This is a genomic window from Streptomyces sp. Rer75 (assembly GCF_013414305.1).
In the GTDB taxonomy this organism is placed as follows: Bacteria; Actinomycetota; Actinomycetes; order Streptomycetales; family Streptomycetaceae; genus Streptomyces; species Streptomyces himastatinicus.
In genome coordinates this window covers 8876985-8894289 of the sequence record NZ_CP058693.1, presented here as the reverse complement: position 1 = coordinate 8894289, position 17305 = coordinate 8876985, and the positions used below count along the sequence as shown (strand labels likewise).

At 73.7% G+C, this 17305-nt stretch carries 2 protein-coding genes and 1 pseudogene; all 3 read right to left on the bottom strand.

All coding sequences use genetic code 11. The annotated features are described in order from the left end of the window. Positions 1-5 precede the first annotated feature (5 nt). The 3 genes and pseudogenes from HYQ63_RS38020 to HYQ63_RS38010 all read right to left on the bottom strand — a co-directional run bounded on the left by HYQ63_RS38020 (position 6) and on the right by HYQ63_RS38010 (position 17297). Positions 6-941: a proline iminopeptidase-family hydrolase gene (locus HYQ63_RS38020; protein WP_179938220.1), complete on the bottom strand. Its 936-nt coding sequence runs from the start codon at positions 939-941 to the stop codon at positions 6-8. 101 nt (positions 942-1042) lie between these two features. Next, a pseudogene (locus tag HYQ63_RS38015) lies at positions 1043-6991 on the bottom strand (type I polyketide synthase); the annotation flags it as partial. Positions 6992-7025: 34 nt separating this feature from the next. After that, positions 7026-17297, bottom strand: a complete 10272-nt coding sequence (locus HYQ63_RS38010) for a type I polyketide synthase (protein ID WP_257232407.1) — start codon at positions 17295-17297, stop codon at positions 7026-7028. Between the last annotated feature and the right edge of the window lie 8 nt (positions 17298-17305).

Below are 17305 nucleotides of genomic sequence, written 5' to 3'. Positions count from 1 at the left end.
TCGTCTCAGCCTCCGCTCACCGTCGTGGTCCGCGCGCCGGTCGCGCCGACCGTGTCAAGGAATGTGCCGAGCACCTCGGTGAAGCGTTCCGGTTCTTCGAGGTGCGGGGCGTGGCTGGAGTCTTCGAAGATCTCCCAGCGGGCGTTCGGAATGAGGTCCTGGTAGGGGCGCACGGTGACCGGAGTGGCCTCGTCGTGGCGGCCGGAGACGACCAGGGTGGGCACGTTGATGCGGGGCAGGTGGTCGATCACCGACCAGTCGCGGAGGCTGCCGATGACGTGGAACTCGTTGGGCCCGTTCATGGTGCGGTAGACCGTCGGGTCGGTGACGGCCTCCAGGTACGAGGCCATGAGTTCGGCGGGCCACGGGTCGAGGCGGCAGACGTGGCGGCTGTAGAAGACCAGCATCGCCTCCAGGTACTCGTCGCTGTCGGTGGTGCCCGCGGCCTCGTGGCGCCGCAGCGTGTCGTCCACGCCGGGTGGCAGCTGGGCGCGCAGGACATCCATCTCCGACAGCCACAGCGGGTAGGAGGCGGGGGCGTTGGCGACGACCAGGCCGCGCAGCCCGGCGGGGCGGGCCGAGGCGTGCCAGGCGGCGAGCATCCCGCCCCACGACTGCCCGAACAGGATGTAGTCGTCGGCGATGCCGAGCCGGTGCAGGAGGTTGTCCAGCTCGTCGCGGAAGAGCTGAGGGTTCCAGAAACCGGGGTCGGCGTCCGGCAGATGGGTGGAGCCCCCGTTCCCGATCTGGTCGTAGTGCACCACGGGCCAGCCGCGTTCGGCGAAGTCGGCCAGCCGGATCAGGTAGTCGTGCGTGGACCCGGGGCCGCCGTGGACGACGACGAGGGCCGGGCGGCCCGACCCCGGCTGTCCGGTGACGCGGTACCAGGTGCGGTACTCCCGGAAGGGGACGGTTCCTTTGGCCGTTGGCGTGGGCGCCATGTCTCAAACCACCTCGGTTCGGGTCCTGCTCAGCAGCGGGGTTCCGCGTCGCCCGTGGGCGGCGTGGACGTCCCCGGGGGAACGTGTACGTCGGTCGCGTCTCAGTCGAGCGTCGTCAGCCACTCGTCGATGGTCCGGGCGGTGGTCGGGGCGTGCTCCTGCCCGAGCGAGAAGTGGTCGCCCGGCACGGTGCGCAGCGTGTGGTCCGGGTCCCAGGGCCGGGCCCTCATCTCGGCCGGGTCGACGCCCTCGGGCGGTTCCACGAACGGCTGGGCCGCCTGGACGAACAGGGTCGGCGCGGCCAGGGTCACGGGGGCGAAGTCCCCCAGCACCTGGAAGTAGTACGGCATCGCCGACAGCCGCGCCGCGTCGTACGGTCCGTAGGCCGACTCCATCGCCAGCACCTCCCGCATGAGCTGGTCGAACCCGAACTTCATCGCCGTGTCGTCGACGCGGAAGGTGTCGATCAGGATCAGCCCGGCGGGCGGGACCTCCGCCACCTCCTCCAGGTGTCGGGCGAGGACGTGGCCGATGATGCCGCCGGAGGAGTAGCCGAGCAGGGCGAACGGTTCGCCCTCGGCCGCCTCCAGCACGGCGTCGGCCAGGACGCGCGACAGTGCCTCGGCCGAACCGGGCAGTGGCTCGTCGCGGGCGAATCCGGGCAGTGGAAGGGCCGACACGTGGCGGACGTCCCGGAATTCCGCGCCCAGCCGGGCGTGCTGGTGCACACCGCCCGCCGCCATGGGCGTGGCCAGGCAGATCAGCCGGGTACGGCGCGGCCCGTCGGCCAGCCGCACCGCCTTCGGGGCGCGGCCGAAGTCGCCGGGCGTGGCGAAGCGGGGCCGCAGCGCCGCGACCGCCGACATCAGCGCCAGCGCGCCGGAGGTGTCACCGGCGTGGACGGCCCGCCGGAACAGGTCGGTGACACTCTCGTCCGTCTCCGCCTCTTTCTCTGTCCGCGGCTGTGCCTTCGTGTGCGGCTGTGGCCCGGTGGCGGAGAGCCCGGCCAGCTCGTCGGCGAGGAGACGGGCCAGCAGGGACGGGTTCTTGCTGTCGAACACCGCCATCGCGGGCAGTTTCAGCCCGGTGGCGGCGTTCAGCGCGGTGCGCAGCTCCATCGCGGTGAGCGAGTCGAACCCGGACTCCAGGAAGTCGCGTTCGGGGTCGACCGCCTCGGGGCCGCTGTGCCCGAGCAGGGTGGCGGCCAGGCTCAGCACCAGATCGCGCAGCGCTCCCTCCCGCCGTTCGGCGGGCAGGGCCGCCAGCTCGCGCCGCAGCACCGCGGGATCGGCGGCCGCGGTACGGCGCCGCGTGGCCGGGACCAACCCGCGGAGCAGTACGGGGAGTTCGCCACCGCTCCCGCCGCGCAGCGCCCGCAGGTCCAGCCCCATCGGCACCAGCACCGGTTCGGTACGGGCGGACGCGGCGTCGAACAGCGCGAGACCGTCGACCGCCGACAGCGCGGGCATGCCCTGGCGGCGCAGTCGCCGGAGGTCGGCCTCGCTCAGGCCGCCCGCCATGCCACCGGTGTCCGCCCACAGCCCCCAGGCGAGGGACTGCGCGGGCAGCCCTTCGGCGTGGCGGTGGTGGGCGAGCGCGTCGAGGAAGGTGTTGGCGGCGGCGTAGTTGCCCTGGCCGGGCGCGCCGAGCACACCCGCCGACGACGAGAACAGCACGAAGGCGCCCAGGTCGTGGCCGCGGGTGAGGTCGTGCAGGTTGAGCGCGCCGTCCACCTTGGGACGCAGCACCTGGTCCAGGCTGTGCGGTGTCAGGTTGGCGATCAGTCCGTCGGCCAGCACCCCGGCGGTGTGCACGACGGCGCCGAGCGGACGATCGGCGAGCAGCGCCTTCAGCGCGGCCCGGTCCGCCACGTCGCAGGCCGCGATCTCGACCGTCGCGCCGAGGCCGGTCAGCTCCTGGCGCAGGTCGGCCGCGCCCTCGGCGTCCATGCCGCGTCGGCTGGTCAGCAGCAGGTCGCGGACGCCGTGCTCGGCCACCAGGTGGCGGGCGACGAGCGCGCCGAGGCCGCCCGTACCGCCGGTGATCAGCACGGTTCCGAGCCGGTCCCAGGCGGGTGGGTGTTCCGGGTCCGCGGGGGTGCGCGCCAGGCGGGGGGCGAGGAGTGCGGTGTCCTGGAGGCGCAGTTCCGGTTCGCCGGACGCGATGGCCCGGCCGATCGTCTCCGGGTCACCGCGGCCGTCCGTGTCGAGGAGCGCGAAGCGCTCCGGGTCCTCCGCGTGGGCGGCGCGGACCAGTCCGCGGGCGGCCGCGTGGGCGAGGTGGTCGCCGCGGGTGACCACCATGAGCCTGCGGTCGGCGAACCGTTCGTCCGCGAGCCAGGTCTGAAGGGTTCGGAGTGTGTCGCCGGTGACCCTTCTGACGTCGTCGGCGAGGTCACCCGTGCCGCCGGGGAGTGTCAACGCGACCGTGGCGGGCACCGGGTCGGTGAGTTCCGCCAGGTCGGCGACCACCGTCCAGTCCGTTCCGACGGTGGGGGCGGAGGCGGGTGTCCACGCCACGTGGAAGAGGGAGTCGCCGGGCCGTGCGGACGCCGGGGCGAGCTGTTCGGCCGACACCTCCCGCGCCATCAGCGACTCCACGGACGCCACGGGCCGCCCCTGGGCGTCGGCGATCCGTACCTCCGTCGCGCCCTCGCCCTTGGGCGTGAGCCGGACGCGCGCGGCCGTGGCGCCGGAGGCGTGCAACCGGACCCCCTTCCAGGCGAACGGCAAGGCCGTCGCGTCGTCCTCGCCCGTGCCGAGCAGCACCGCGTGCAGCGCGGAGTCCAGCAGGGCCGGATGCAGTACGAATCGCCCGGCGCCGGCCGCGTCGCCGAGTGCCACTTCGGCGAAGGTCTCGTCGCCGACGCGCCAGGCCGCCTTGAGCCCCTGGAATGCCGGGCCGTAGGCGAAGCCGATGTCATGGAATCGGTCGTACGCGTCGTCGGTGGCGATTCTCGCCGTCTCGGGCGGTGGCCACTCGGTCAGGCCGGAGGGCGGCGGCGCGGCGGTGTCCCCGGGCGTCAGCACACCTTCCGCGTGCAGGGTCCAGGCCGCCTCCGCGTCGTCGGTGTCCTCGGCCTGCGCGTGGAGGGTGAGGGGGCGTCGTCCCGTGGTGTCGGCCGGTTCGCCGACGGTCAGCCGGAGCCGCACACCGCCGCCCTCGGGCAGGGCCAGCGGCGCGTGCAGGGTCAGCTCTTCGAGGATGCGGCAGCCGACCTGGTCGCCCGCGCGTACGGCCATGTCGACGTACGCGGTCCCGGGCAGCAGCGTCGTGCCGAGCACCGTGTGGTCGGCCAGCCAGGGCTGGGTGTCCGTCGACAGCCGCCCCGTGAACACCACGGTCTCGGAGCCCGGAACCGCGACTTCTGCGGTCAGCAGGGGGTGGTCGAGCGTGGTGAGGCCCAGGGACACCGCGTCTCCGCCCTCCCCGGCCACCGGCGCCGACAGCCAATAGCGGCCGCGCTGGAAGGCGTAGGTGGGCAGGTCGACGCGGTGTGCTCCCCGTCCCGCGAAGAGGGCCGTCCAGTCGGGAGAGGCGCCCGTGGTGTGCAGGTGCGCGATCGCCGTCAGCAGCGTTCCGGCTTCGGGGCGATCGCGGCGCAGGGCGGCCGTCGTCGTGGCGTCCGGAACTGTCTGCCGGGCCATGGCCGTGAGGATGCCGTCCGGCCCGATCTCCAGGAACCGGGTCACGCCCTCGCTCTCCAGACGGCTCACATCATCGGCGAACCGCACCGCCTCCCGCACATGCCGCACCCAGTACTCGGCCGACGCCACGTCCTTGACCAGCCGGATCCCCGGCCGACCGTAGGTGACGGCCTCGGCCACCTTCCGGAAGTCCTCCAGCATCGGGTCCATCAACGGCGAATGGAACGCATGCGAGACGGACAGGCGGCTCGTCTTACGGTCCTTGAACCGCCCGGCCACCGCCGCCACCGCGTCCTCGGCACCGGACACCACCACCGACGACGGGCCGTTCACCGCCGCGATCCCCACCCGTTCGCCGAGGAGCGGCGCCACTTCGTCTTCGGTCGCCTGGATCGCCACCATGGCTCCGCCGGGCGGCAGCGCGCCCATCAGCCGTCCCCGGGCCGTGATCAACCGCGCGGCGTCCTCCAGACTCAGCACACCCGCCACATGGGCCGCCGCCAGCTCCCCGATCGAGTGGCCGACGAGGAAGTCCGGGCGAAGCCCCCAGGACTCCACCAACCGGTACAGCGCCACTTCCACGGCGAAGATCGCGGGCTGGGTGAACTCCGTGCGGTGCAAGGCCTCCTCGTCATCGCCCCACATCACCTCCTTCAGCGGCAGCTCCGTTGCATCGCACACCGCGTCGAACGCCGCCGCGAACACCGGGAAGGTGTCATACAACTCCCGTCCCATGCCTAGGCGTTGGCTGCCCTGCCCGGTGAACAGGAACGCCACCTTGCCCTCGCGGGCCCTGCCGGTGACGACGGAGTGCGACGAGGTTCCCCGGGCCAGCGCGGTGAGGCCCGCGAGGAGGTCCGTACGGCCCGTACGGCCGTCGGCGACGATCGCCGCCCGGTGTTCGAGGGCCGCACGGCCGGTTGCCAGCGAGAAGGCCACGTCCACGGGGGCCAGGTCCGGCCGTTCGCCCAGGTGGGAGTGGAGGCGTTCGGCCTGTGCGCGCAGCGCCTCCGGGCTCCGGGCGGACAGCGTCCACAGGACGGGCCCCGCCACGGCCGGAGCCGCCGCCTCCTCCTGGGCTTCGACGGGCGGCGCCTCCTCGATGATGACGTGGGCGTTGGTCCCGCTGATGCCGAACGAGGACACGCCCGCGCGGCGCGGACGCCCCTCGTCCGGCCACTCCCGGGCCTCGGTGAGCAGCCGGACCTCGCCCGCCGCCCAGTCCACCTGCGGTGTCGGCTCGTCCACGTGCAGCGTCCTCGGCATGACACCGTGCCGCATCGCCTGAACGACCTTGATGATGCCCGCCACACCCGCCGCGGCCTGGGTGTGGCCGATGTTCGACTTGATCGAGCCGAGCCAGAGCGGGCGGTCGTCCGGGCGGTCCTGGCCGTACGTGGCGAGCAGGGCCTGCGCCTCGATCGGGTCGCCGAGCGTCGTCCCCGTGCCGTGCCCCTCGACGAGATCGACCTGGTCGGCGGATATCCGGGCGTGGGCCAGGGCCTGCTTGATCACACGTTGCTGGGAGGGGCCGTTGGGCGCGGTCAGGCCGTTGCTGGCGCCGTCCTGGTTGAGGGCGCTCCCCCGTACCACCGCCAGGACGGGGTGGCCGTTGCGGCGCGCGTCCGACAGCCGCTCGACCAGCAGCATGCCCACGCCCTCGCCCCAGCCGGTGCCGTCGGCGGCCGCCGCGTACGACTTGCAGCGGCCGTCGGGCGCCAGCCCGCGCTGATGGCTGAACTCGATGAACGTCTCGGGCGTCGCCATCACCGTGACACCGCCCGCGAGCGCGAGTGAGCACTCCCCGGAGCGCAACGCCTGGACCGCCCAGTGCAGGGCGACCAGCGAGGACGAGCAGGCGGTGTCGACGGTGACGGCCGGGCCCTCGAGACCGAGCGCGTAGGCGACGCGGCCGGAGGCGATGGCGCCCGTACTGCTGTTGTAGGTGTAGTCGTGGTACATCATCCCGGCGAACACACCGGTCGGGCTGCCCTTCAGCGTCGTCGGATCGATCCCCGCCCGCTCCAGCACCTCCCACGACGCCTCCAGCAGCAACCGCTGCTGCGGATCCATGACCATCGCCTCGTTCGGCGCGATCCCGAAGAACTCAGGGTCGAACTCGGCCGCGTCGTACAGGAACGCCCCTTCCCGGCTGTACGTCTTGCCGGGGCGCCCGGGCTCGGGGTCGTAGATGGCCGTCTCGTCCCAGCCGCGGTCGGCGGGGAACCGTGAGACGGCGTCCGTCCCGTCGGCGACCAGCCGCCACAGCTCCTCGGGCGAGGCCGCGCCGGGGTAGCGGCAGCTCATCGCCACGATCGCGATGGGTTCGCGGGAGGCGGCCTGGAGGGCGCGGTTGCGGGCGCGCAGACTCTCGGTCTCCTTGAGCGACGCACGCAGCGCCGCCACGAGTTTGTGGTCGGTGTCGGCCATCGTGTCCTCAGGCTTCCCGCGTCGCGTCGTCGTCCAGGGCGGCCAGGGCGGTGTCCTGGAGCGCCATGCTGATGAGGGTTTCGGTGTCCATCGCGTCGATCGCGTCCTGCTGCTCCGCAGCGGGCGCGGCCGTGGCGGGGGCGGCACCGGCGAGTTCGAGCAGGGTGTCCATCAGCCCCGCGTCGTGCAGCCGGGTGAGCGGGATCGAGGCGAGCAGGCGGCGGACCGTGTCCTCGTCGGCACCCGTGTCACCGTCGGCGTGGGCGGGCGCCAGTTCCGTGGCGAGGTGTTCGGCCAGCACCCGGGCGTTGGGGTAGTCGAAGATCAGGGTGGGGGGCAGCCGCAGCCCGGTGGCGGCGTTGACGGCGTTGCGGAATTCGACCGCGCCCAGCGAGTCGAATCCGAGGTCGCCGAAGGCCCGCCCGGGTTCGATGGCCTCCGGGCCCGCGTGGCCCAGCACGGCCGCCGCATGGGTGCGGACGAGCGTGAGCAGTTCGTCGTACCGCTCGTCGGCGGGCAGTGCGGCGAGCCGCTGCCGCAGCGCGGCCGCCCTGCCCTCGTCGTGCCGCGCCGACACGGCACGCCGCGAGGAGCCGCGTACCAGGCCGCGCAGCATCGGGGGCGCCTCGGCCGCGTTCAGCGCCTTGGTGTCCAGGCTCATGGGGACCAGTACGGGGGCGGTGAGTGCGGCGGCCGTGTCGAAGAGCTTCAGCCCTTCGGCGGGCGACAGCCCCGCCAGCCCCGTACGGACGATCCGCTGCCGGTCGTGGTCCGCCAGTTCCCCGGCCATCCCGGCGTCGGTCGCCCACAGGCCCCAGGCCAGGGACTGGGCGGGCAGACCCTGGGCTCGGCGGTGTACGGCCAGGGCGTCCAGGAACGCGTTGGCCGCCGCGTAGTTGCCCTGCCCCGGCGAGCCGATCGCACCCGCCGCCGAGGAGAACAGGACGAACGCGCTCAGCTCCATCTCGCGCGTCAGCTCGTGCAGATGCAGCGCCGCGTCCACCTTCGGACCCAGCACCCGGTCCATCCGCTCCGGCGTCAGCGACGCGATCACCCCGTCGTCCAGCACACCCGCCGCATGGACGACACCCGACAGCTCCCGGCCCGACAGCAGCCCCGCCAGCGCCTCGCGGTCGGCCACGTCACACGCGGCCACCTCCACCTCGGCGCCCAGCCCGGTCAGCTCCGCCACCAGCTCGGCGGCGCCCGGTGCGTCCATCCCGCGGCGGCTGGTGAGCAGCAGCCGCCGCACGCCGTGTCCGGTCACCAGATGGCGCGCCACCAGCCCGCCCAGCGCCCCCGACGCGCCCGTGACCAGCACCGCGTCGCCGAAGATGGACGACGGTTCGGACTCCGTCACCGAGGCGGCCCGCAACCGCGGTACGTAGACCTTTCCGTCCCGGACCGCCACCTGCGGCTCCCCCGCCGCCAACGCCACAGCGATGTCCGCCTCGTCCTCCGCACCGGCCGCGTCGATCAGGACGAACCGCCCCGGATCCTCCGACTGGGCGCTGCGCACCAGCCCCCACACCGCCGCACCGGCCAGGTCGGTGGCGTCCTCACCGGCCACCGACACCGCGCCGCGGGTGACGACCGCCAGGGTGCCGGTCTCCGACTGGAGCGCCGTCAGCGCGGATTGCAGCGTGGACCGGACATCATCACCCCCGGCTCGCCACACCGTGATGTCACCGTGGTCCTGTGCGGCCGCCGCCACCGGCGCCACGGGTGTCCACTCCACCCGGAACAGCGAGTCGACGCGGGCGAGCGACGGTGTCGCCATCGGCCGCAGGGTCAGGGAGTTCACGGAGATGACGGGTCGGCCCGTGCCGTCCACGGCGTCCAGGGTGACCTGGTCCTGACCGGATGAGGTGACCCGCACGCGGAGCACATCGGCGCCGGAGGCGTGCAGCTCCACGCCCGTCCAGGCGAAGGGAAGGACGACGCGGTCGTCGGCCGACAGCAGCGGGATCGCGTGCAGCGCCGCGTCCAGCAGCGCCGGGTGCAGCCCGAACCGGTCCGCCGCGCCGGGCAGCACGACCTCGGCGAACACCTCGTCGCCGCGCCGCCAGGCGGCCTTCAGCCCCTGGAAGACCGGTCCGTACGCCACTCCGGCGTCCGCGAGCGCCTCGTACAGGCCCGTTACGTCCACGGGCTCCGCCCCGGTCGGCGGCCACTGCGCCCCCTCCTGCGCGCCGTCGCCCGTGGCCGGGGCCAGAGTTCCGGCGGCGTGGCGGGCCCAGGGCTGATGGATCTCGTCCTCGCCGCGCGAGTACACCTCGACCGGCCGGTGGCCGGAGCCGTCGTCCGGCCCGACCAGCACCTGAAGGGCCACGGCGCCGCGCTCCGCGAGGACCAGCGGCGCCTCGATCGTCAGTTCCTCGATCCGGCCGCATCCCACTTCGTCGCCCGCGCGGACGGCCAGCTCGACGAAGCCCGTACCGGGGAAGAGGAGCCCGCCGCCGACGACGTGGTCGGCGAGCCACGGCTGTGTCCCGGGCGACAGCCGCCCGGTCAGCACGGTCTGGTCCGTGCCCGCGACCCCGACCGCCGCGTCCAGCAGCGGATGGTCGGACGCCTCCGCCCCGCGCCCCGACTCCAGCCAGTACGACTGCCGCTGGAAGGGATAGGTCGGCAGATCGACGCGCCGTGCCCCGCGGCCGCCGAGAACGGCGTCCCAGTCGACGCGGACTCCGGCGGTGAACAGCCGCCCGACGGCGGTGAACAGGCTTTCCGTCTCGGGGTGGTCGCGGCGCAGCGCCGCCGCCATCGTGCCCTCGGCGGTCTGTTGGGCCATCGCCGTCAGTACGGCGTCCGGGCCGATCTCCAGGAACCGGGTGACGCCTTCGTCCCGCAGGAAGCGCACATCGTCGGCGAACCGCACGGTGTCCCGCACATGCCGCACCCAGTACTCCGCCGACGCCATGTCCTTCGTGAGCCGGATGGCCGGTTCGTGGTAGGTGACGCTCTCGGCGACCTCCCGGAAGTCTTCCAGCATCGGGTCCATCAGCGGGGAGTGGAACGCGTGCGAGACCTTCAGCCGGGCCGTCCTGCGGTCACCGAACCGCTCGGCGAGCGCGGTCACGGCATCCTCGGCGCCGGAGACGACCACGGCCGCCGGGCCGTTGACGGCCGCGAGCCCCACCTGCTCGCCGAGGAGCGGGGTGATCTCCTCTTCGGTGGCCTGGATGGCCACCATGGCGCCGCCGGGCGGCAGCGCCTGCATCAGCTGTCCGCGCGCCGTGATCAGCCGGGCCGCGTCGGCGAGGCCGAACACCCCGGCCACATGCGCCGCCGCCACCTCGCCGATGGAGTGCCCGGTCAGCACGTCCGGCGTGATGCCCCACGCCTCCATCAGCCGGAACAGCGCCACTTCGAGCGCGAAGACGGCGGGCTGGGTGAACTCGGTGCGGTTCAGGGCGACTTCGTCGCCCCACATCACCTCGCGCAACGGCATGTCGAGCGCGTCGCACACCTCGTCGAACGCCGCCGCGAACACCGGGAACGTGTCGTACAGCTCCCGGCCCATCCCCACCCGCTGGCTGCCCTGCCCGGTGAACAGGAACGCCAGCCTGCCTTCGGTGACCGAACCGATGACGGTCTCGGACGACCCGACCCGCACGGCGCGGTGCTCCAGCACGGCCCGGCCCGTCGCGGCCGAGTACGCCACGTCCAGCGCATCCTGCCCGACGGAGGTCATCCGGTCGAGCTGGGCGTCCAGCGCCGCCCGTGTACGGGCCGAGACCACCAGCGGAACTACCGGCAACTCCCGCCGCTCCACGGGCGTTTCCTCGACCGTCGGGGCTTCTTCGATGATGGCGTGGGCGTTGGTGCCGCTGATGCCGAAGGAGGACACGCCCGCGCGGCGCGGGCGGTCGCCGCGTGGCCACTCCCGCGCCTCGGTGAGCAGCCGGACCTCGCCCGCCGCCCAGTCCACCTGCGGTGTCGGCTCGTCCACGTGCAGCGTCCTCGGCAGGACGCCGTGCCGCATCGCCTGGACCATCTTGATGACGCCCGCCACACCGGCCGCCGCCTGGGTGTGGCCGATGTTCGACTTGATCGACCCCAGCCACAGCGGCTCGTCGCCGGAGCGGCCCTGACCGTACGTGGCGAGCAGCGCCTGCGCCTCGATGGGATCGCCCAGCGTGGTGGCCGTGCCGTGCGCCTCGACCGCGTCCACCTCGGCCGGCGCCAGGCCCGCGTTGGCCAGCGCCTGCCGGATCACCCGCTGCTGGGAGGGGCCGTTGGGGGCGGTCAGGCCGTTGCTGGCGCCGTCCTGGTTGGTCGCGGTGCCCCGTACGACCGCCAGGACGGGGTGGCCGTTGCGGCGGGCGTCCGACAGCCGCTCCACCAGCAGCATGCCCACGCCCTCACCCCAGCCGGAGCCGTCGGCCGCGGCGGCGAAGGACCGGCACCGGCCGTCCCGCGACAGGCCCCGCTGCTCGCTGAACTCGATGAAGTTGTCCGGCGTGGCCATCACGGTGACGCCGCCCGCGAGGGCGAGTGTGCATTCGCCCGACCGCAGCGCCTGGGCGGCCAGGTGCAGGGCGACCAGGGAGGACGAGCAGGCGGTGTCGACGGTGACGGCCGGGCCCTCGAGACCGAGGGTGTAGGCGACGCGGCCGGAGACGATGGCGCCCGTGCTGCTGTTCTGGCTGTAGTCGTGGTACATCATCCCGGCGAACACACCGGTCGGGCTGCCCTTCAGCGTCGTCGGATCGATTCCGGCGCGCTCCAGCACCTCCCAGGAGGTCTCCAGCAGCAACCGCTGCTGCGGATCCATGACCATCGCCTCGTTCGGCGCGATCCCGAAGAAGCCGGGGTCGAACTCGGCCGCGTCGTACAGGAATCCGCCCTGGTCGACGTAGGTGGTCCGCGGTCGGGTGGCCGTGGGGTCGTAGATCCGCTCCAGGTTCCAGCCGCGGTTGTCCGGGAAGGCCGAGATGGCGTCCGTCCCGCCGTCCACCAGCCGCCACAGGTCCTCCGGCGAGGCCACCCCACCGGGATAGCGGCAGGCCATGCCGATGATGGCGATCGGATCGTCGTCGGCCGGGGTCACCACCGGCCGGACGTGGCGCTCGTTCACGGTCCCCGACACCTCGTCCAGCAGATGGCGCGCGAGGACGGCGGGGGTCGGGTAGTCGAACACCAACGTGACCGGCAGCCGCAGACCCGTCGTCTGGCCCAGCGCGTTGCGCAGCTCCATCGCGGCCAGCGAGTCGACCCCCAGATCGCGGAACGCACGCTCCGGGTCGACGGCCTCCGGCCCGGCGTAGCCGAGCGTCATGGCGGCCTGGCCGCGGACCAGGGTCAGCAGCGTCTCCAGCCGCTGGTCCTCGGACAGGCCCACCAGCCGCTGGCGGAGCCCGTCCGCATCGGCCCGGTTCCGGGCGGTGCCGCGGGTGACGACGGGGACCAGCCCGCGCAGCAGCTCCGGCACCGAACCGCTCGCGCGGACCGCCGCGAGGTCCAGTTTCACGGGGACGACCGCGGCGGGTGCGTCCGCACGTGCCGCGTTCCCTCGTACGGCGTCCGCGGACACGGCCGCGTCCGCACGCACCGCCGCGTCCGCACGCACCGCGGCGTCCGCGCGCACCGCGGCGTCGAAGAGTGCCAAGCCCTCGCGGTGGGACAGCGGGAGGATGCCGCCGCGGGTCATACGGGACCGGTCGGCGTCGCCCAGGCTCCCAGCCATCCCCGAGCTGGTCTGCCACACGCCCCACGCCAGGGACAGCGCGGGCAACCCCTGGGCGCGGCGGTGTGCGGCCAGGGCGTCGAGGAACGCGTTGGCCGCCGCGTAGTTGCCCTGCCCCGGTGAGCCGATGACCCCGGCGGCCGAGGAGAACAGCACGAACGCGCTCAGCTCCATCTCGCGCGTCAGCTCGTGCAGATGGAGCGCCGCGTCCACCTTCGGACGCATCACGCGGTCCACCCGCTCGGGCGTCAGCGACCCGATCACCCCGTCGTCCAGCACACCCGCCGCGTGCACCACACCCGACAGCTCCCGGCCCGCCAGCAGCGCGGCCACGGCCTCCCGGTCGGCCACATCACACGCGGCCACCTCCACCTCGGCCCCCAGGCCGGTCAGCTCCGCCACCAGCTCGGCGGCGCCCGGGGTGTCCGCGCCCCGGCGACCGGTCAGCAGCAGCCGTCGTACGCCGTACTCGGTGACGAGATGCCGGGCCATCAGACCGCCCAGCACCCCCACCCCGCCCGTGATCAGCACCGTGTCACCGAACACCGGCGCCGGTTCGTCCTCCGTCCGCGTTGTTTCCGCGAGCCGGGCGAGCCGAGGGGCGTAGAGGGTGTTCCCGCGCACCACGATCCGGGGCTCCCCGGTCGCGCACGCCGACGCGATGGCCGCGTCGTCGGCCGCGTCGTCCGCCCCGGCGGCGGCGACAGCGTCGTCCAAGTCCACCAGGACGAACCGGCCGGGGTCCTCGGTCTGGGCGCTGCGGACCAGGCCCCAGACCGCCGCCGCGGCCAGGTCGGGGTCGTCCTCGCCGGACACCGGGACCGCGCCCCGCGTGACCACCGCCAGACGCGACGCGGCGGTCTGGAGCGCCTCCAGCGCCCGGTTCACCGCCGTACGCACATCGGACCCGGCGGCGACGCGCAGCACCTCCGTGTCGGTGGCCGTGTCCCCGCCGGTGGGGAGCGGGGCCAAGGCGACGTGGAAGAGCGATTCGGTGCGGGGTGCGGTCCGCACGGCGGTGAGCGGCCGCAGCACCAAGGAGTCGATGGTGGCGACGAGTTGACCGGTCGCGTCGCCGATCGTCAGGGCCGCGACACCGTCCTGGAGCGGGGTGATGCGCACCCGCAGCGCGCCCGCGCCGGAGGCGTGCAGTTGCACGCCCGACCAGGAGAACGGCAGCAGGGCCGCGTCACCGGCCCCCGCCGGGGACAGGCCGATCGCGTGCAGGCCCGCGTCGAGCAGGGCCGGGTGCAGACCGAAGGCATCCGGCTCGGCGTCGTCCGGCAGGGCGATCTCGGCGAACACCTCGTCACCGGACCGCCAAGCCGCTCGCAGTCCCTGGAAGGTCGGCCCGTACGCCAGGCCCAGGTCGACCAACTCCCCGTACAGGGTGGCGACATCCAGGTCCATCGGCTCGGCCCCGGGTGGCGGCCAGGCGGTCAGGTCGGCGCCGCCTGCGGAGGTGGCCGAGGTCAGCAGACCGGTGGCATGCCGGTTCCAGGGCAGGTCCAAGGCGTCCTGCTCACGCGCGTACACCGTGACCGCGTGGCGACCCGCCTCGTCCTCCGCCCCGACGACGACCTGTACGGCCACCCCGCCACGCTCGGTGAGGACCAGTGGTTCGTGGATGGTCAGTTCCTCGATCCGGCCGCAGCCGACCTCGTCGCCCGCGCGCACGGCCAGCTCCACGAACCCGGTGCCGGGGAAGAGGACCGATCCGTCGATGACATGGTCGGCCAGCCAGGGCAGGGCCCCGATCGACAGCCGTCCGGTGAGCACCACCTCGTCCGAGTCCGCGAGCATGACCATCGCTCCGAGCAGCGGGTGGCCCAGCGCGCCCAGCCCCATCGAGACCGCGTCGGCGCCTCCCACCGGATCGGTCAGCCAGTACCGGCGGTGCTGGAAGGCGTACGTCGGCAGCTCCACCTGCCGGGCCCCGGTCCCGGCGAACACCTTCTCCCAGTCGACGTCCACGCCGTGGGTGTGGGCCTGGGCCAGGACGGTCAGGAAGCGGTCCAGGCCGCCGTCGTCGCGGCGCAGCGTGCCGATCGCGGTGTGTTCCATGCTGGGTGCCAGCACCGGATGCGCACTGGCCTCGATGAACACGTCCATGCCCCGCTCGGTGAGCAGGCCGATCACCCGGTCGAACTCCACGGTCTGCCGCAGATTCCGGTACCAGTAGCCCGCGTCCAGCCCCGTGGTGTCCATGAGGTCGCCGGTCACGGTGGAGTAGAACGGGATGCGCGCGGCGCGGGGCCGGATCGGCGCCAGCACCTCCAGCAGCTCCTGCTCGATCCGCTCCACCTGCGCCGAATGCGAGGCGTAGTCCACCGGAATCCGCCGGGCCCGCACCTCCTCCGCCTCACACGCGGCGAGCAGTTCCTCCAGGGCGCCCACCTCGCCCGAGACCACCGTCGAGGCGCCTCCGTTCACCGCCGCGATGGACATCCGGTCCCCCCACCGGGAGAGCCGCCGTTCCGCCTCCTCCCGGGGCAGCGCCACCGACACCATCCCGCCCTGGCCGGACAGCGCGGGCAGCGCCTTGCTGCGCAGCGCCACCACCCGGGCCCCGTCCCGCAACGACAGCGCTCCGGCCACGCTCGCGGCGGCGATCTCCCCCTGGGAGTGGCCCACCACCGCGACGGGCTCCACGCCGTAGTGCCGCCACAGCCCCGCGAGCGACACCATCACCGCCCACAGCACGGGCTGGACCACATCGACCCGTTCCAACATGGCCTCGTCGCCCAGCGCATCGCGGAGCGACCAGTCCACGAAGGGCGCCAGTGCCTCTTCGCAGGCGGCCATCTGCTCCGCGAACACCTCGGACGACGCGATCAGCTCGACCGCCATCCCGACCCACTGCGACCCCTGTCCCGGGAACACCATCACCGGGCCGGTCGCGGAGCGGGCCGACACCACCGGGGCCTGCCCCTGCGCCACGGCGGCGAGGCCCTGCGCGATCGCCTCCCCCCGGGCGCCGACCACCGCGGCCCGGTACGCGAACGGCGCCCGCCGCGTCGCCAGCGACCACCCCACGTCGACCGGGCGCGGCTCCCCCGCCGCCACGTCCGCCAGCCGCGCCGCGTACGCGCGCACCGCGGCCTCGGACTTGCCCGAGATCACCCATGGCACCACCGGGCGCTCCGAGCCGCCCTGCGGCTCCGCCGCGACGGTGGGCTCCGCCGCGCCGGTCGACTCGGGCGCGCCGGTCGACTCAGGCGGCGCGTCCTCGACCGCCTCCTCGACGATGACGTGAGCGTTCGTCCCACTGGCGCCGAACGACGAGACGGCGGCGCGGCGCGGGCCGTCGCCCTCGGGCCAGGCGCGGGCCTCGGTCAGCAGCCTGACGTTCCCCGCCGACCAGTCCACCTGCGGCGTCGGCTCGTCCACGTGCAGCGTCTTGGGCAGGATTCCGTGCCGCATCGCCTGGACCATCTTGATCACACCCGCGACGCCCGCGGCGGCCTGCGTGTGGCCGACGTTCGACTTGACCGATCCCAGCCACAGCGGCCGGTCGTCCGGGCGCTCCTGGCCGTAGGTGGCCAGCAGCGCCTGTGCCTCGATCGGATCGCCCAGCGTCGTCCCCGTGCCGTGTGCTTCCACCGCGTCCACGTCGGCCGCGGACAGGCCCGCGTTCGTCAGCGCCTGCTGGATGACCCGGCGCTGGGACGGGCCGTTCGGCGCGGTCAGGCCGTTGCTGGCGCCGTCCTGGTTGACGGCGCTGCCGCGTACGACCGCCAGCACCCGGTGGCCGTTGCGGCGCGCCTCCGACAGCCGCTCCAGCACCAGCACGCCGACGCCTTCGCCCCACCCGGTGCCGTCGGCCGCCGCGGCGAACGCCTTGCAGCGGCCGTCCAGCGACAGGCCCCGCTGGCGGCTGAACTCCACGAAGGTGACCGGCGTCGACATGACCGTCACCCCGCCGGCCAGCGCCAGGGAACACTCCCCGCCGCGCAGCGCCTTGACCGCCATGTCGAGCGCGACCAGCGACGACGAGCAGGCGGTGTCGACCGTCACCGCCGGGCCCTCGAGTCCCAGGGTGTACGCCACCCTGCCGGACACCAGCGCGCCCGTCACACTGCTGCCCGGATAGTCGTGGTACACCAGCCCCGCGAACACGCCCGTGGCGCTGCCCTTCAGCGACGGGGGGTCGATCCCGGCCCGCTCCACCGCCTCCCACGAGGTCTCCAGCAGCAGCCGCTGCTGCGGATCCATCGCCAGCGCCTCCAGCGGGCTGATCCCGAAGAACTCCGGGTCGAAGTCGCCCGCGCCGTCGAGGAAACTGCCGTGCCTGACGTAGCTGGTGTTCTCGCCCGTCCCGTCCGGGTCGTACAGCCCGTCCAGGTTCCAGCCGCGGTCGGTGGGGAACTCGCCCACCGCGTCCCGGCCGTCGGCGACCAGCTCCCACAGCCCCTCCGGCGTGGCCGCGCCACCGGGGAAACGGCACGCCATTCCCACGATCGCGATCGGCTCCCGCTCCCGGTCCTCCACCTCGTGCAGACGGCGCCGGGTTTGCTGCAACTCACCGGTAGCAAGCCGCAGATACTCCCGCAGCCGGTCCTCGTTGGAGTCCTTCGACATCGTCATCAACCCAT

Coding starts and splice junctions, on each gene's coding strand:
- HYQ63_RS38020 (WP_179938220.1), bottom strand. CDS start 941: ATGGCGCCCACGCCAACGGCCAAAGGAACCGTCCCCTTCCGGGAGTAC.
- HYQ63_RS38010 (WP_257232407.1), bottom strand. CDS start 17,297: ATGACGATGTCGAAGGACTCCAACGAGGACCGGCTGCGGGAGTATCTG.